The organism is Candidatus Chromulinivorax destructor (assembly GCF_003366055.1).
Classification (GTDB): domain Bacteria; phylum Babelota; class Babeliae; order Babelales; family Chromulinivoraceae; genus Chromulinivorax; species Chromulinivorax destructor.
Map to the genome: position 1 here is coordinate 825112 of NZ_CP025544.1, position 18634 is coordinate 843745.

Consider the following 18634-nt stretch of genomic DNA (forward strand, 5'->3'; position numbering starts at 1 on the left):
ATAGTTTTTACGCTTTTGCTGTAATTAAAAGTTATTTGTAGCGTGTTTTTAAATTGCAAAAAGAGAATGAAATGTCTGGTTTTAGAAGTAATGGTGTCAGGCTGTGAGAGCAAATTTAAAAATTAAAGTACAAGCCTTTTATATCGCTTTGCCCATTTCCTGAATTATTGGTGACGAAGGCCACATTACGTTTTTTTAATGAAAAACTACGTCAATCTATGCAAAAAACGAAGCAAACTTTGAGAAATTAAACCTGGCTAAGATTTAAAAAGAGTGCATCAGGCCCACCTGCCTCCCGACCCCCGAAGTTTTCATAGAAAACGCAGGGCAAAACTCTATAGTAAAAATTTGGTTCACTCAATCTAGTTTCTTTATAGAAAAAGACTATGTTTGCTATAAAAGAGATATTGGGTGCAAAGATCAAAAAAATATAGTATAGAAATCGTAATATTTAAAAAAATAAAAGAGCGACTTGAAGTTATTTCAAGTCGCTCTTTTTATAAGACTTTATCATTATCTAAATAAAGCTCGCATCTCTTCTGTTTCAGCTAATTCAAGTGGAGTTAATTGATCAGTTACATCAACAATTGTTTTATCAGCTCCTGCATCTAATAATAATTTTACAATTTCTTTATAATTTTTTTTTACAGCAGTATGTAATGCTGTTCCGTAATCATCGATACCACAAATATTAAGATCAGTAGTTTTGTTTTGTATTAAAATTTTTATCGTAGCAAGACTTCCAAAATTTACAGCTTCATTTAAAGGTGTTATATGAGCATTATTTGTAAGGTTTGGATTTGCATGATACTTTAATAAAAGATCTGTTGAATATGGTAAATTCCTTAGAGCTGCAAGAAATAATGGAGTTTCATTTTCATCATCTATTTGTGTATTAGGCTTAGCTCCTGCTTGTAATAATTTTTCTAAGATAAATTCTCCACTGCTTTGAGCGACATATTCTAGGCTAGCTTCAAAATCAATACGCTTAAGTGTGGTGTATAATAAATTATAATCCGTTGTATTTCCTAAATTTGGATCTGCACCAGATGATAATAATAGATTAACTATATTGAGATTTAAATCTTTAACAGCTTGCCATAATGGAGTAAATCCTTGTTCATTATCATTATCCATTATTGGATCGACATGGGCATTTTTATTGAGTAAAGATTCAACAATTACTGATGATTTACTATGCTTGACTGCTGAGTGTAAAGGAGTAATTTTTTTGTTATTCGCGATATTTACATCGGCGCCTTTTTCAAGCAAGAGTGCAATAACAGATTTATTGTTATTTATTACAGCGCGGTGAACTGGAGTATTTCCTCGTTTATCTTGTATATTGATATCAGCTTGTAGGTCTAACAAAAATTGTATCATTTCAATATTATTGCAGCTTATCGCTTGATGCAGTATGGGTTTATCATGATTTTTTTTAACATTAACCCAGAGTGGAATGATATTGCGCATGAATGTACCACGATGTTTAAGAACATACTGAAAAAATTTATTTTGTTCATCAGCAATAACAGCATGATTTCTTACAGCATATTCAAGTGCCATGCAAAATGGATCTTTCATTTTGTTTATCATAAGATCTTCTGCTGTGCCTATAGCTGTGCCAAAATCATTTCTATGTACATTAATAAAATCATGATCATCATAATTATCAAAGTATAATTTTTCTGCTAAATAATCATGAAATGTCGGTATGGATGAGCGTGAATAATACATACGTAAAAGTTTAAAGCCCTCATCTAGATGACTATATTTTTTAACAGATTGTTTAATAAATTCAGCTCGGGATAATTCAGTTATTTCTTCTTGCTCTATTTCTGCATCGAGTTTTATATGCTCATGTTTTCTTTTTTGCCCAATGGTAAGATGCATTTGGCTTGTTAAGGTTATATCTGTTGCAAGTGTCAGTATAGCTAAGCTTATGATTCGTATGTGTTGTTTGTAATGCATGGTATATATAGTTTAAAAAGTAAGTAGGTTGTAAGATTAAGATACTTTGTCGTATAGGTTTAAAGCTACATGGAGCATAGTAAAAACTTTTATTGTATTAGGATATCATGCTATTGTAATTTTATATAAAATTAATTTTTTACACAGAAAGAAATGTATATGAAGTTGAGTTCGTTTTTTGTACTCAGTATATTGTTTTTCACTGTTATATATTCAATGCAAGATAACCAAATAAATGAAGCAGATATTGATGAACAAATAATACGTTTGCAACAAAGTTTACGTAGTTTACAATTGCATGAAGGTATAAGCAATCAATTGCAAGATGCTTTGTCAGATGAACTTAAAGTTGAAATAGAATATTTTGAAAAAATTAAAAAAGAGCAAAAACAACGCGCTGATTCTCCTGATGAACAAGAAAAATCAAAAGATACAGTTGATGATGACATAGATTTTGATAATGACTTTGTTTATCATGTTAATTGAATATAAAGAAAGGATTTACTTTCTTATTAAAAAGTAAATCCTGTTTTAACCCATCCACCCCAATTAGAAAGTGCAGCATTGTTCTGACACACTTCCATAAAAAGACCAAAATTTGCAAAAAAGCTGTAATAATCAGTGTTTTTACCATAACCAATTGAACTATAGACTCTATTGATAATCGTAGCACGGCCTTCACCTGTTACAAGTGTTAAATCTCGAGCTCTAATATACACATTTCCACTCGGATTTTCTGTTGTTGCTACATCGGGTACGACATAATTTATCGTAGATTGACTTGCTGTTTGAGGTGTTTGCAGCACGCAGTCACCATCAAGGTTTGCGATTCCATATCTGTTGTCTGTCCAAAAATTATCACTATTAATCGTAATTTTTTCAGTGTCTTTTCCCCATAATTCATAACCAATTTCAGCAACCGAATCTTTAAATTTTAATCGAAAGCCAGTGATAAAGTTAATGATATTAAAAGGTTCTACTAAGCAATTTCTTGTAAAGACATTAACTCCAGGAACAAGATCGCCGGTGTATCGATCATATAATGGTAAATAGCGTGAATACGGTTTACCTTCTATTTCAACTGTTCTGTTTTGATTGTTACTGAACAAAAACTTATTTTCAAGCCCAATATACATACAAATACGGCTTATTTCATCTTGAGAGACTGACAATGGAAATTGAAAGGTGATGCCAGATCCCATAGCAATATGCCCATTGTATCCAAGCATTGGTTGAAATAAAGTTTCGTTGGTAACAGATGCTGCTCCTGGAAACATGACAAACGTAGTTGTTGCAATCTGTATGTCATCTTCACTTTGGTATTTTGTATCGAACTGAAATTTTACAACGGCAACTGACGTTTTTTGTTGAATGTTATCATCAAGTATAAGATTGCCCCACGATTCATTCATTGCTGGAGTAAATGCTTGAAAATTGCCACCTTGTAAAGCATTTAAAATTTCTTCATTACCCGAAAATACGAGTTGATTTTTTACATGTACAATAGGTAAAGAAAAGCCAAATGACAATGCTCGTAAAAATGCCATATCGCAAAATTTACTTAAATCTTGATTAAATCCAAGTGTTATGCCGTATTGAGATTGTTTTGGAGTTAATGAGTAAGAAGCAGATGTTTCTGTTGATTCAGGAATACCAAGCCAAACACCCAAAATATTGCGGGTAAAAGATTCTTCGTTAAAAGGAGCTCCTACACCACTTTGCACAACAAGTAAGGGTAGACCATCGAATAAAAAATATTCTGAACCGTTCGTTGGGTTTGCAAGCGATGTTTGTGCATAGGGATAGGCTTGTAATGCAAATCCATAACTTTTTTTATTATAGACAATGTTATGCCAGGATGCTTGATCCATTCCAAAGCTTCCATAGATTTCTTTTGGGAACATAAATGTCTGATTGGTGTAGTTATTAATTGCATGCAGGACAGGTGCAAAAAACAAGGTTATAAAAAATAGAATTTTTTTCATTCATGAATCCTTTGTGGATGCGTATCATTATTTTTATTGCTATGGATACAATCTCGATAACCAGTCTATATCAATTTTATAAAAAATTATAAGTTTGATATCGGCTGCTTCTATTATTTTTCTTGTTTTATAAAAGTTGATTGCTTTATTCTTGGTGTGCGATGCTTGTAAAGTTGCACTCATGTAAACCATAGTAACCAAATTTTTATATAATATTTTGTTGTATGTTGTATAAATTTTTTTGAAATAGTCAGGTTACAGAAAAATATTTTGCAGATCAGCAGAGCGATATTATAGGTGTTTTATATTTTTATATAGTATAGGCCAAAGGATTCATATGCGTTTAAGATTTCATGTATTCCTATTTGTATTCTGTTTATTCCCACTACCTATGCATGCGCTCAAGATTAATTTGGGAATGATTTCAGTTGATTGGCAAGAGATACAAGATAATCCACTGACAACGTTATCAATAGTATCTGCACTTGCAGCAGCAAGCTACGTAACGCAAGAGTATTGGGTGCCTATTGTGCAAAATTATATCAAAAAAAATGAGCAGAATCCGACCATTATTTTGTATGAAAAAGACCAAAAAAAAGATGACAATAATGCTATGGCTAAATTTCAAAATTGTCGGGCTAAAATTTATTTAGCTGGGCAAGTTACGACAACGTTTAAAGATGTTGCAGGTTGCCATCATGCAAAAAAAGATTTTGAAGATATTTTAAATTTTTTAAAAAATCCCAAAGACTTTCATGAGATTGGCGCAAAAATTCCAAAAGGGGTGTTGCTTCAAGGTCCTCCAGGTACAGGAAAAACATTGTTAGCAAAAGCTTTAGCAGGCCAAGCTCAGTGCCCATTTATAAGTATTTGTGCATCAGAATTTATAGAAGCATTTGTGGGAATTGGAGCAGCTCGGGTTCGAGATCTTTTTGATAAAGCTCAACAGTTAGCACCATGCATTATTTTTATAGATGAATTTGATGCTATTGGTAAGGCTCGATCATCAAATTCACAAGGCGGAAGTGATGAATATGCTCAAACATTAACACAGTTATTAACGTTAATGGATGGCTTTGATCCGGTAAAAAATCCAATTATTGTTATTGCTGCAACCAATAGAGCAGATGTACTTGATCCAGCTATTGTGCGTCCTGGAAGATTTGATCGTAAAGTAGAAGTTGGTCTACCTTACCTGCAAGATCGTATTGATATTTTAAAAGTGCATTTGAGTCATGTAAAGTGTAGCGATACTATTGATATCTCGTTATTAGCAACAAGCACTTCAGGTTATTCTGGGGCTCAATTAGCTCAATTAGTTAATGAAGCAGCAATCATTGCCGTAAATCGTTCAAGTAAAATTGTTGAAATGGATGACATTGAAGCTGCACGTGAAAATATTACGATGGGACGAGCGACAACCGGGATGGTCTACAATGAGTTGTATGTTAAAAAGACTGCGATCCATGAAGCTGGTCATGCAATTGCAATGATTTATCAACCAGAGTTAGTTGATCCTTTGTATAAAGTTTCTATTGTTCCACGAGGAGGAGCTTTAGGAATTACCAGCCAAATGCCGCTTGGAGAATGGTATGGTTACAGCGATGAGCAATTTAAAGCACAGATTATTATGCTACTTGCAGGCGGAATTGCAGAAGAAGTATGTGGACATGGTCTATACACAGGCAAAGCCAATGATATTATGAGAGCTTATAAAATTGCTTATACCATGGTTGCTTACTATGGAATGTCAGATGAATTAGCTTATATCTCTTATGATGCTTTTGAATCTCAATTACCAGATAATGTTACAACGCATATTCATGCTCAGGCTAAAAAAATTGTTGATTCCTGTTATGTTGCATGTAAAGAATTAGTAATAGCTCATATAGAGGAAATTGAACAGCTTGCACAAGCTTTACTAGAAAAAGGAACAATTTCTGGGTACGAAGTTTATGACATGTTTAATTTACCAAGACCATCTAATACTTTGTAGAAACTTATTTACAATAAAAAAACAGAGGAGTGAGTATAATCAAATCTTAACTCCTCTGTTTTTTTACATGCTTAGTTGTATGAACTAAATTTAGATGTGCATAAAAACCTACGATATCGCTTTGCTCATCTCTAAAAGCAGGTGTCGCGGCCCTTACTTTACGCTTTTTCATCTAAAAAAAGAGTGCATTCAGGCCCACCGGCTAGCAAATTCCCGGAGTTTTTATAGAAAACGTAGAACAAAACTTTTTCGTAAAAATTTTGCTCACAAAACTTAATAATGTATAAGTAGAATTTTTATTTTTATATATTATTACATTTGTTTCCCATTGTGCGTTTGTAGGCGTTGCACTTGTCTTAAAATTTCAATCTGTTATTATTTTTCTATGGATTTTAAAAATCATAATAAAAATTAAGGTTAATTTCATGAGTGCAACAAAAAAATTAATTTCATTATTTTCCTTGATAAGTGGGCTGATTTTTTTAGTAGAGCCGCTTGATGCAAAAATGTTTGATATGTATGATCGTTCAGGAGACTTAACGACAACAGGGTTAATCATGTATAGTGCAGTGGGAGCTGCAATTGCCGCTTTATCTTATGATATATATACAACATATTACATACCAAAAAAAGATAGAGAAGCAACATTTACAGATAACTTATTACTTGTTGCTGAAGATCATCGCCAATACTTACAATCTCCTGATGCAATCGAAGATGCTTTTAATATCCTGTACAATGTTGGATACGGAGCTCTTGTAACAGGTGTTTCAGCGATGGTATGGAAAATGATTGATGAAGAAGAAGTTAAAGTCGAACTTTTTAATGCTGGAGACATAAAAACAAAATTTTCTGATGTTGCCGGTTTAGATGAAGCTAAAGAAGGCATGAAAGATATTGTCGAGTATTTAAAACATCCTGAAAAATATAAAGCTATCGGCGCGCCTGCTCCAAAAGGTGTTTTAATGTATGGTGGTCCAGGTAATGGAAAAACTTTATTAGCACGAGCTGTTGCAGGAGAAGTTAACTGTTCATTTATTAGTATGGCAGGCTCTTCATTTGTTGAAATGTATGTTGGTCTTGGTGCTCAACGTGTTCGTGATTTGTTTGCTCTTGCACGACGACAAGGGCCATGTATTATATTTATTGATGAAATCGATGCATTAATTACCAAGCGTAATAGTAGCGATACTGAGCAAAATCAGACCGTTGCAGCATTTTTAGCAGAGGTTGATGGTTTACAAGATAATAAATACCCAATTATTGTTATTGGTGCAACAAATCGTCTTGATGCAATTGATCGTCCAGCTATTCGTCCAGGACGTTTTGATCGTCATATTGAAATCACAAAACCAAAAACTGAAGATAGAGTGCAATTATTAGGTATGAATTTAGCTAAAGTAAAGCATGAAACGTCTGTTGATATTGCAAAAATAGCTGACATGACATCAGGTTTTTCTGGTGCAGAATTAACTAATTTGGTTAATCAATCAGCTTTACTTGCAGTTCAACAAGATTGTAAGGTTGTAGAAATGCATCATCTAACACAAGCTTTTGACACCATAAAAGAAAGTATGATGACAACGATTGATGCGTCATTCAATCTTGATATTGCATATCCTGGAGATATTACAACAACGTTTAAGGATATTGCAGGGCTATCTCATGCTAAATATGAAGCTCAAGCACTTATTGATTATTTAAAAAATCCTTCAAGCTATAACAATCGTGGAATTAATCCGCCAAAAGGAATATTGTTAGATGGCCCTCCAGGGAATGGAAAAACGTCATTAGCTCGTGCTATAGCAGGAGAGGCTAATTGTCCATTTATTAGTATTTCTGGCTCAGGATTTGTTGAAAAATATGTAGGAACAGGTGCAGCTCGCGTCAGAGAACTATTTGAAAAAGCTCGTAAACAAGCTCCATGTATTATATTTATTGATGAAATTGATGCGTTGTTGTCAAAGCGTTCAGATAGTGATGGTTCTGGTGGCCAAGATGAACGCAATAGTACCATTGCAGAATTTTTATCACAAGTTGATGGCTTAAAAAATAATAAAAAACCAGTCATTCTTATTGGTGCAACTAATAGACGCCAAGCTCTTGATGAAAGCGCTATTCGTCCAGGAAGATTTGATCAAAAAATTCATATTTCAAATCCATCACAGCAAGATAGGCTTGAAATGTTACAAATCAAGATGAAAGATATTAAAGTTGAATCTGACATTGATCTTCCTTTTATAGCTGAAATGACTGAGGGTTTATCAGGAGCAGATATTGCACATCTTATTAATGAAGCAAATCGTTTAGCAATGAAATATGGTGCTCAATCAATTTCAATGAATATTTTAGAGCAAGCTACAGAAAAAGTGAAAAACGGAGAAGAGTTCTTTGTTTATCAGTTAAGCAATGAAGATAAAAAAATAATTGCATACCGCAAGGCAGGAAGAGCTTTAGGCATTATTTCTGAAAATAAAGACGTCGTAAATAAAGTTTCTATTACACCTCGTAGTAATAGTTTAGGTTTAGTCAGTTCTTCTTCATTACAAGAATCTATTATGCATCAAAGTGCTAAAAAGAGAGCAGAGATTCGCATGTTATTTTGTGAGCATTTAGCAGAGCAAAAAATTTCAAAACAAGAAGACGCTGGTCAATCAAATGATCTGCAACAAGCACATGCAATGGCTCTTGATATGATTCATATGCATGGCATACCTGATAAACTTGCTCAAGTTGGCAATAAGCTGAAAAGAAAAGAAGATGTTGCGGCTGAAATTGTTGAGGAAGAGTATAAAAAAGCTCAAATTATTATTAATAATAATAAAAAAGATTTAGAAAAAATTGTGCCTGTTCTTCTTGAAAAAGAGACTCTTTCAGGCCAAGAATTATATGATTTGCTTGGCAAGAAAAAACCAGTTAAAAAAGATGATGAAGAAAATATTTTTAATAAAAAATAGAAAAAATATGCACATGAAATGTAAAAAAATAACTTTGTGGATGCTTGTATGTGGTATGATTTGTATGCCTGTACAGCAAATTGATGCTGGAATAAGTAACAATACTTTAAAAGCAATGATTGCGATGGGTGTAGGCGCGGGATCATTTTTTTCTTATATTTTATATCAAAATTATAGTGAGCTTTGTAAGGAATATTTTCGATTTCAGATAGCATCGCAAGATGTTGTACATGATGAAAATGAAGAAGAAGATACTGAATTCAGTCGTCTTATTGATGATCTTACCGTACAATTTAAAGATGAAAATCTTGCAGATGATTTTGATATTCGCATTATTGCATTGTATATCCAGATATGTCCTTTAGAAGAATGTAAAGTTTTTGTTGATGTGATAAAATATATAGCTCACACCCATGCAGAGCCTATTGCTATGAAGCATTTTACAAAAGCTGCTTTGATTTTTCAAAGTAATTTTCATGATGCAAATTTTGAATATCAAGAGCAAGCATTATTAGATAAAGCATATCACCAAGCTGCTCACGCAGTAGCTGTTATAGAATTAATGAATCAAGATATTGCATTGTATAATGTTTCTCTTTCGTTATCAGATGGAATAGACAATGGCTTTATATATGTTCCAGTCGTTGATAATATTTCACATGAACAGCATTTAAAATTTATTGAAAATTCGGTTCTGTATTATTTAGCTGGTGGCATAGGTCAGCAACTTTGTAATGTTTCTCCATCACCTCGATCAAATCGATATGGTGACATAAGTAAATATAAAGATCGTCCTGATTATCAATACATTGAAATGGTAACTCGTATGTCGGTTCAAAATGATTTTGAACTTGCTCAAGAAATGGCAACTACTTTGTTACGTATTAATTTGCTTAAGGCAGGTAAGATGGAGGATGAAAATTTAATAGTTGATTCTCAAATTTTATGGAATTATATGGTATCATCATATTTTAAAGTACATGCAGTCTTAAAAAAACGTACTGATAAAATTGAAAAAATAGCACAACTTCTCATAAAACAAGGCTGTGTATCCGCAGATGAAGCGTATGCAATTTGTGGCAAAAAACGTCCTAAATTTTATTTTGAAAAAGAATAATTGATACAATACAAAAGATTTAAAGAGGCTTCAAGCTTTAAGGCAAGAAGCCTTTTTTAGAGCAAAAAACTTATTTTTTTACGATTTGTAGATCAATGAATCACTCCTTTTCCAGGATCTTTAGCTCCTTTTACATGTATACCGTGTTGAATTTTAACATTTTGTTTGTTCATAAATTTTTGTGCAACTACGTAGACAACTCCTGCAGCAAAAACAACAAGAGCTATTGATTTGATTATTTGTTTCATTCTTAATCCTTACATGATTTGGTAGTATATTGATTTTTATACAAGTATTGAAAATTCAAGATAGCAGATACAATATTTTAGCAATAGGTAAGGTGAAATCGTCACGACTAAGCATGAATTAAGAATTAGATTTTATGTACTCATAAAATTTATAAGATGTGTTGAGTTAAAAACCAAAGTTAAATATAAGAAAAATTCTAAATAATCTCAGTAGGCTTTTGTTTAAAATTTAGATATGAAGCATGCTTATAGTAGATAAAAATATATAAAGACATTAACTCTTACATACGAGCGACTTGTAAAGAAAGATTTTTTGTATGAAAAAATTAAAAATAGTAGTGATCATCAGTAGTTTTTTATATGGATTTTATGGCTGTGCAGTTGAAAAAATCAAAAATAATAAACTTGATGGTATACAACTCATTTTGCCACAAGATAACCGTGTAAGACTTGATGATCTTATTGGTAATCATGAAATTAAACAGGCTGCTCGATCAATAATTGCTGCCTTTAAAGATCAACAATTATATGCTTCAGTAAACAAAAATTTTGCAAAAAGTTTTTTGTTACAAGGTTGTGCAGGAAATGGTAAAAAAATGTTAGCTCAAGCTTTTGCTGGAGAAACTGGTTCATCTATTTTGCAACTATCAGGCGCATCATTAATAAACATGACCCCTGAACAAGTTCATGAATTATTTACACAAGCAAAATTAATGGCCCCGTGTGTTATTGTTATTGATGATGTAGCTGATTTTATTTTAGAAACATCTGAGCAAGCTCAACAAGTAATGCGGGTGTATCTAGATGAAATGGATAGATTAGATGAAGCTCAAGTACCAATAATGATCTTTGGTACACTTATTCCTCAAGAAGATCAAAGCTATAACATAACAGGTCTTTTTGATTTTACGTTGTATCTATCTCAACCTTCATTTCAAGATAGAGTTGAGTTTTTAGATGCTCAATTAAAAGATTTTAAAAAAAATCACGATGTTGATTATAATACTGTAGCTCGATTAATGATTGGAAGATCTTATAAAGATTTCGTTTCCTTTATTGATAAAATTAAAAATTTAACGAGTAGAGCATCAACAAATTGTTTGAGTCCTGAGTTACTCGATGAAGCGATATCCTATATAAATCAAGATTCGCAAGAAGGTTTTCATATTCAAACACCTGAAGAACAATATGCATCTGCTATTCATGAGGCTGGTCATGCTATGATAGTTATGCATTATGAAAGTCAATGCAGGCTTCACAGTGTTTCTGTAAAGCAAAATTCTCGCTCCTATGGACGTATGATAGATATAGCTTTAACTGAGCCATACCTTCAAACAGAAGATGAACTATTATATGATATTACGGTTGCTTTAGGTGGTGGTGTCGCTGAGCAAATTTTTAATGTACCAGAAACAAAAAATATTACGCAAGAAAATGGGCTACAAGATTTCATAAGTCGTTCAAGTGTTGCTTCTGATTTCGAAATATTAAGTACAAAAGCTCATAAGATAGTTAAACAACGTTGTCTACATGCTGGTGGTTCGTGTGAAGCATGTTCTGCTATCGATGGTGAGAAAATGGTTGAAATTGTTCAAGCATGTTATGAAAAAGCAACTAAGATTATTGTTGAGCATAAGCAGGAAATAGAACAATTAGCTCAACTCGTTTTAGAAAAAGAAACGGTGTATGCAGATGAAGCATACGCTATTTGTGGTAAGAAAAAACCACGGTGTGATTTTGAAAAAATAAGCAAAAATTAAAATTATAAAAAAGAAAATGTATCATATGAAAAATAAAAAATTAAGTATGTTGGTGTTGTTATTTGCAATGGTATCAATGTCATTTAATCCAGTGCAAGGAGAGATGGATACAGATCCTGCTGCTATAGAATTTAAAAATAAGAGACTAAAAATATTTACAAATTTATTGCACGATAAACAAGGTTCAGATATGAATTTTGATTATGTAGCATATATTACCAAAGATATGAATTTATATACGTTTGAACTCTTTATACAAGAAGCAATTAATTGTGCAGGTAAAGATGGTTCTGGAATGGTTATGATGAAACATCTTTTTATGGCTAATCATATACTATGGCCAAATGAAAAATTAATAGATATTGAAGAAGAGAATGAAGACGACATGATGAAATATCCAGATCATATTCGTGCTCTAGCATTGCATGAAGCTGGTCATGCTATTGCAACTTTATATAGCAGTGCAGGTGATTTTTTATATATTTATAAGATACATTTGCAATCAGATAGTACAAGAAATGAGTATAAAGTTGGAGCAAATTATATAATGGATTTATTTCAAGATGAAGCTGATTTAACTGAAAGAGAATTAGAAGATTATGCTAAAGTTGATGTAGGTGGCTATGCTTCTGAAGTAGTTTTCCAGCAGTTTGCTCTGGAAAATAAGCAATTAGATGGAAATGATGCCGATTGTTTTGGAGCACATACTCATCAAATATTAAAAAAACAATCAAGTGGCATTGTAGGACTTAAGGAACAAGCAGAAGAAACAGCTCAGTTACAAATCAAAATATTTCAGGAATCTTGTCAACTAATTGCATTACATAAAGATAAAGTTGAGAAACTTGCATTAGCACTGCTTAAGAAAAAGATTGTATATGCAGATGAAATTTATGAGATATGTGGAGTTGAAAAACCAAAGTTAGAGATAAGAAAGAAGTCTGCTTAATACTATTAAGCTTCATAGTATATTTAAAAATGGACTACGGTCATTATGATCCGTAGTCCATTTTTTGTTATATTGATTTTAATCTACTAAAATGGTTAACCTGATAAAGGTTGTTTTAAATTCAAAAATCATGATAAGAAAGTAGTGATGAAAAAACTAGTATCTTTCATACTTTTATTATCGATTTCATGTGTACAAGCTTTGCCGCAAAATTTAATTCTTTTATCAGATTGCCATCAACAAGAAGGTATCGATAAAGATGATATTACCGCAACTCATCAGCTGATAACAGCTTTACAGCAAGCAACAGCTCCGATTATAGCATCAACGTCGTTATGGAAAAATATTGTTGACCGAAAACAAGCGTTTACCAAAAAGCTTCAAGACCAATATTCATTAGAGTCTGAAATATATCGATTGTATCAAGCAACAAATAAACAGCTGCAAATATTTGACTATAATCTTGACCGTATTAATAAAAAATTATCATTGTCATGGTATGCTCAGCAGTACTCAAAATTAGCATTACTACAACAAGATCAACTGAATAAGCTGAAATTTAATTTTTTATGTTACAGTTTTAATTTAGATTTTAATACATGGTCGGTGTATGATGCAAAAACTGGGATGTTTTTATTTGTTCCTCTACAGAATAACATTGTTGTCAACAAGAGGCAGCAAATAAGCCAAGAGTCTGACTTAGTGCACGATTTTTCTAAAAAAAACTCTGTAATTCAATCTTTACAGGTATATTTCTCAGGCAATGATGATGAATGGGTTATCTATGCATCTGGTCATGGCAATCTGCAAGATGACAAAGAGGAGGCAATGATTGCAGGTATGTCGATTGGTGAATTTTCTGACTTGCTATCATATTTTGATCAGGTCATGAAGATTAAATTATTTGTATATAGTTCATGTTATGCAGGTGGAGTTCATACGGTAGAGCCTTATAAAAATAAACAAGTACACTTTCCTGTTATAGTTGTTAGCTTGACTGATTGCCCAATTTACGGGTTTGGTTTTTTTGAAGGTGTTAAATTACCACCCTACACAAAAAATCTGTACCTGACACCGCAAGACATTGCACGGAAAAAAGGTTTGTTGCCATGCAAGATTCAAGATTTTCAATCTTTTTTTAGATCTGCTTGGTCTGGACAGCATGATCTCCATTTAATTGGGTTAGTTTCTCAATTTTTTTCATGTGATGATGTTATCTGTTCAGTTAAAAAAATTGAAAATATGCCGTTAGTACGAAAGGCTGGAGCTTTATATTTTAATGTTTTTGAAGATGAGGCAACTCATAATTTAATGCACAAAGCAAAAGATTTTACGACGATTTATTCTAAAAAAGCAATTTTGCTATACACCAAAAAGATAGAAAAAATAGTGTTAAAAAATACTGTTTCTATTATTTCCATGTTACCAGGCTTGCAAAATCATCAAATCAATGAGCTCATTGCTCAAAGCTTATCGTTTTCACAGATCGTCAATGAATCATTTTTATCGCTTGCTGACGCAGCAAAAAATAAAAATTATCTTATCAATCGACTTGTTTGTAAAAATGATATTATTGCTGGTGCAGCAAATCAGGAAATATCTCATTGCATGATTATACAGCAAGGGTTTATGCCAAAATTTTTACCTGACAAAATTGAAACATGTATTTCGTTTGCGGTTGGTAAAGTATGGTATCTTATTGTTTGGAAAGATCAAAAGCCAAAAAAAATTATGACATTGACCCATGAACAGATAAACATCATCACAGAGCTTGAACAATTTATGCAGCAGGGGATTGATGTGCAAAGCGATATGATACCGGATGAATTACTGACGTTTGATGCGTATGTAAAAAATAAAGTCTATCAAAACGACATTATTGAATCTTGCTTGCGCGATAAAATTTGCAGGTAATAATTAATTTTATTCAATTATTACCAGGGTAAGTGCATTGCATTTAAAAATAAGATAAAAATCTGCGGTATTGTTTTGCATTTTTTTTAAACAGTGGTGGTTGAGCTATTATCTTAATAACGATCGCATCTCTTCGGTTTCTGCTAATTCTAGTGGAGTTAATTGAGACTCTTCTTCAACAATTGTTTTATCAGCTCCTGCATCTAATAATAATTTTACAATTTCTTTATAATTTTTTTTGACAGCAGCATGTAATGCTGTTCCCCGATCTTCGGTACCACAAATATTAAGATCAGTAGTATTGTTTTCAATTAAAATTTTTATGCTAGCAAGGCTTCCAAAATCTACACCTATGTATAAAGGTGAAACAAGAGCATTGCTGGTGATATTTGGGTTAGCATTGTAGGTTAATAATATTTTTGTTGAACATGGTAAATTTTGTTGAACAGCCTCATGCAATGGGGTAATATTACCTTCATCTTCTATTTGAATATTAGGGTTAGCTCCTGCTTGTAATAATTTTTCTAAGATTATTCCTGCGCAGCCTAGAGCAATATATTCTAAGCTAGCTTCATAATCAGTACGTTGAATTGCCGTGTATAACAAATTACAGTTCGATGTACTTCCTAAATTTGGATCTGCACCATATGATAATAATAGATCGACTATCATGATGTTTGAATTTTTAACAGCTTGCCATAAGGAGGTAAAAACTTGATAATCGTCATCGATTTCTTGGTCAACAGACGCACCTTTCTTGAGTAAAGATTCAACAATTGAGTCTTCATCAAGTTTGACCGCTGAGTATAAAGGGGTAATGTTTTTATTGTTAGGTATATTTACATCGATATCTTTTTCAAGCAAGAGTTGAATAACAGGTTTGTTGTTATTTTTTATAGCCAAGTGAATTGGCGTATCTCCCTGTTCGTCTTGCATATTTAGATCAGCTTGCAGGTCTAATAAAAATTGGACCATGGTAATATTATCACAGTTGATAGCTTGATGTAGTATAGGTTTATCATACTTTTTTTTCGAGTTGATCCAATATGGAATAATATTGCGCATGAATGTATGACGATACTCAAGAGCATATTGCACGAATTTATTTTGATCTTCAATTAAAGGATCATGATTTCTTACAGTATATTCAAGTGCCATACAAAAAGGATTTTTCATTTTATCTATAATAAAATCTTCTGTTTGAGCTATAACTGAGCCAAAATTATTTCTATGAAGGTTTATTAAATCATGGTCATCATAATCATCAAAGTATAATTTTTCTTCTAAAAAATCATGAAATGTCGGTATGGATGATTCTGAATAGTACGTACGTAAAAGTTTAAATGCTTTATCGAAGTGACTGTATTCTTTAACAGACTGTTTAATAAATTCAGTTCGGGGTACTTGAGTTCTTTCTTTTGACTCTATTTTTGCATCAATTTTTATATCTTCATGCTTTCTTTTTTGCCCAATGGTAGGATGTATTTGGCTTGTTATGGTTATATCTGTTGCAAGTGTCAGTATAACGAAGCTTGCGATTCGTATGTGTTGTTTGTAATTCATGGTATAAAAGATGTTTAAAAAATAAGAAGGTTGTAAGATGCCGATACTGTAGCTATTGAAAATTTATGAGGGTGAGTGAACCATTTTTTTATGATAGATTTTTTGCACAAAAATATATATGCAATAGCTTAAGTGTAGATACTTTATAGTGTATATTAAAATTTTTATGCAGTGTAGTAAAAAATGTATGACATGAAGGTGTTATATATTTACAATTTTATTTGTTCTGCAGTTCTTACACTATGTGGTCATGTAAAACTAAAGCTTCTGCTATTTTTTTAAAGAGTGGTGCAGTGATGACCGAAGAATATTGCGCAACTTTCGATTCTTTTACGTATACAGCAATTACTTTTTATAGCATCCTTTTTCAATGTATCCAATAAACGTATTTAAATGTTTATCTTCGTTATATTTTCCATGATCAAGAATATTTGCAGTACCAGTTTTTCCCGTAACTTTGTACCCAGTAATCCGAGCGCGCTTGCCTGAAGAATGCTCGACAGCTCCAAGCAGGATTGCGTCTAAATCGCGACGTGTCTGCTCGCAAATTAACGGCTCACTTCCAACTGTTTTGCTATCAAATTGTTTGTCTATCGTCAATTTTGGCACAATTAAGTGACCTCCATTATAAATAAGACTCAGGCCTCGAGCAAGTTGCAAAAGTGTTGTTGAGATTTCATAACCAAATGAAAGCGATACAATTGAGTACGCAGACCAGTTTGCAGGCGGATTGACATATCCTTTTTGTTCGCCAGGAAAATTAAGCCCCGTCGTAGATCCAAATCCAAGCAGCTTGTAATAATCGTATAGTTTTTTATTAATTCGTTTTGCTACTTTTACGGTACCTATATTATTTGAATTTTGAATAACTTCTAAATAAGAGATATTTCCATGTGGGGCAACGGTACGAACTCGAATACCTTCGATTTTTGTTTCTTTTGTGTTTTCGCAGTTAATCATTTCATCAAGCGTAACGACATGCTCTTCAAGCGCTGCAAGAGCGCAAAATATTTTAAGAACTGATCCGCTTTCAAAAGCTTGTGATGTCGGGCGATTTTTTGTGCTTTCCATAACTAACTGTTCAGTGTTGTTTGGATCAAAGTAGGGGAACGAGGCCATAGCAGATATTTCACCTGTCACCGGATCAATAATAATTGCGGCCGCTTCTTTTGCTTGAAATTGCTCAACGGCTTGTTCAAGAATACTGGTAATTTTATATTGTAAGTCAGCATCGATGGTAAGTTGAACGGATTGACTTGCAGCGCCTTGTACTGTGAGCTCTTTTTCAAAATAGAATCGATTGCTTCGTGCATCTTTTTTTAAAATGTGAGTAGTCGCTGTCCCTTGGAGCACTTCATCATACTGTTGTTCAATGCCCATAATTCCATGGTTGTCAATATCAGTGATTCCAAGAATGGTGCTCATACATGCATACGGATAAAAGCGACTTGGTTCTTGCAAAATATGAATGTCTGAAATATTTGCTTGAGTAATAAGTGTTTCTTGCTCACTGTTTAATTTTCTGGAGATGAAAAAAAAGTTTTTATCCCATGATGTTGCGAGTCGTTGTGCAGCTGCAGGAAAGTGTTGCGTGAGAAACTTTTCAATAGGAGCACGGTCAGTGATCTGTTTGGGTAAAATAAATGCGGCAAAGCTATCTTTGTTAAGTGCAACAGGTGTGCCATTTCTATCAAAAATTAAAGCACGTTCAGGTAATGTTGTTGTGCTGATATTGTACTGTTTTTGACCAAGATTACTAAAAAATGATTGTTGTTGAACTTGAATTATATACAGGTTAGCAACAATGATGCCATACAGGCATACAAGAATTAAAAAAATAAAAAATGATCTAATATGCTCAAAACTATGTAGTTGTTTCATATGATTTTTTCACATCTTTAAGTTCAATGGATTTCATAAATAATTTTTTTTCAGCAATTGCTTGAATTTGGCGTGGCTGTTGATAGGTGTGCAGCGTATACAAAAGATGAGATTTTTGTTGTGTTAACTGTGCGTGCTGTGTCTGAAGTTTTTGAATGTCGTAAGATAATTTTAGGTAATGACTTTGTTTATGAACTTGAAAAAATATTAAAAGTGCATGAAAGCAGAAAAATAGCACAACGGCAGATATTTTTTTCATGACAGAGACTTTCATTATACCAACGGTGAAACAC

The 18634-nt window shown here is 32.7% G+C and carries 13 protein-coding genes; 7 read left to right on the forward strand and 6 right to left on the reverse strand.

The window, feature by feature from the left end:
- Positions 1-513 precede the first annotated feature (513 nt).
- Positions 514-1971 carry an ankyrin repeat domain-containing protein gene (locus C0J27_RS04080; protein WP_115585911.1) on the reverse strand — a complete coding sequence of 486 codons (1458 nt, stop codon included), beginning with the start codon at positions 1969-1971 and terminating at the stop codon, positions 514-516.
- Between the two features lie 159 nt (positions 1972-2130).
- Between C0J27_RS04080 and C0J27_RS04085 the strand changes: the two genes are divergently transcribed.
- Positions 2131-2457, forward strand: coding sequence for a hypothetical protein (locus C0J27_RS04085; protein ID WP_115585912.1), 327 nt, complete (start codon positions 2131-2133; stop codon positions 2455-2457).
- A 26-nt stretch (positions 2458-2483) separates the two neighbouring features.
- Here C0J27_RS04085 and C0J27_RS04090 read toward each other — a convergent pair whose 3' ends face one another.
- Positions 2484-3956 carry a hypothetical protein gene (locus C0J27_RS04090; RefSeq protein ID WP_115585913.1) on the reverse strand — a complete coding sequence of 491 codons (1473 nt, stop codon included), beginning with the start codon at positions 3954-3956 and terminating at the stop codon, positions 2484-2486.
- A 337-nt stretch (positions 3957-4293) separates the two neighbouring features.
- Between C0J27_RS04090 and C0J27_RS04095 the strand changes: the two genes are divergently transcribed.
- From C0J27_RS04095 to C0J27_RS04105, 3 genes are all read left to right on the forward strand, one after another.
- Positions 4294-5952: an ATP-dependent metallopeptidase FtsH/Yme1/Tma family protein gene (locus C0J27_RS04095; protein WP_115585914.1), complete on the forward strand. Its 1659-nt coding sequence runs from the start codon at positions 4294-4296 to the stop codon at positions 5950-5952.
- A gap of 425 nt (positions 5953-6377) precedes the next feature.
- Positions 6378-8909 carry an AAA family ATPase gene (locus C0J27_RS04100; protein WP_115585915.1) on the forward strand — a complete coding sequence of 844 codons (2532 nt, stop codon included), beginning with the start codon at positions 6378-6380 and terminating at the stop codon, positions 8907-8909.
- A 13-nt stretch (positions 8910-8922) separates the two neighbouring features.
- Entirely contained in the window at positions 8923-10026 is a 1104-nt protein-coding gene (locus tag C0J27_RS04105) for a hypothetical protein (RefSeq protein WP_162801791.1), read from the forward strand.
- Positions 10027-10118: 92 nt separating this feature from the next.
- Here C0J27_RS04105 and C0J27_RS05710 read toward each other — a convergent pair whose 3' ends face one another.
- On the reverse strand, positions 10119-10274 hold the full coding sequence (locus C0J27_RS05710) for a hypothetical protein (RefSeq protein WP_162801792.1): 156 nt from the start codon (positions 10272-10274) through the stop codon (positions 10119-10121).
- 317 nt (positions 10275-10591) lie between these two features.
- On the opposite strand from C0J27_RS05710, the gene C0J27_RS04110 reads away from it, so the two are divergent.
- From C0J27_RS04110 to C0J27_RS04120, 3 genes are all read left to right on the forward strand, one after another.
- Positions 10592-12034, forward strand: a complete 1443-nt coding sequence (locus C0J27_RS04110; protein WP_115585917.1) for an AAA family ATPase — start codon at positions 10592-10594, stop codon at positions 12032-12034.
- Positions 12035-12059: 25 nt separating this feature from the next.
- Positions 12060-12983 (forward strand): hypothetical protein, encoded by a 924-nt coding sequence (locus C0J27_RS04115; RefSeq protein ID WP_115585918.1) that lies wholly within the window; start codon positions 12060-12062, stop codon positions 12981-12983.
- Between the two features lie 147 nt (positions 12984-13130).
- Complete coding sequence (locus tag C0J27_RS04120; protein WP_115585919.1) at positions 13131-14897, forward strand: hypothetical protein; 1767 nt, start codon at positions 13131-13133, stop codon at positions 14895-14897.
- A 108-nt stretch (positions 14898-15005) separates the two neighbouring features.
- Here the strand turns inward: C0J27_RS04120 and C0J27_RS04125 are convergent, their stop codons facing one another.
- The 3 genes from C0J27_RS04125 to C0J27_RS04135 form a co-directional block, all read right to left on the reverse strand.
- Positions 15006-16460, reverse strand: a complete 1455-nt coding sequence (locus C0J27_RS04125; protein WP_115585920.1) for an ankyrin repeat domain-containing protein — start codon at positions 16458-16460, stop codon at positions 15006-15008.
- 345 nt (positions 16461-16805) lie between these two features.
- Positions 16806-18341 carry a peptidoglycan D,D-transpeptidase FtsI family protein gene (locus C0J27_RS04130; protein ID WP_115585921.1) on the reverse strand — a complete coding sequence of 512 codons (1536 nt, stop codon included), beginning with the start codon at positions 18339-18341 and terminating at the stop codon, positions 16806-16808.
- A complete protein-coding gene (locus C0J27_RS04135) occupies positions 18325-18600 on the reverse strand; it encodes a cell division protein FtsL (RefSeq protein ID WP_162801793.1) in 276 nt (91 codons plus the stop codon). The genes C0J27_RS04130 and C0J27_RS04135 overlap by 17 nt, the downstream gene beginning before the upstream one ends.
- Between the last annotated feature and the right edge of the window lie 34 nt (positions 18601-18634).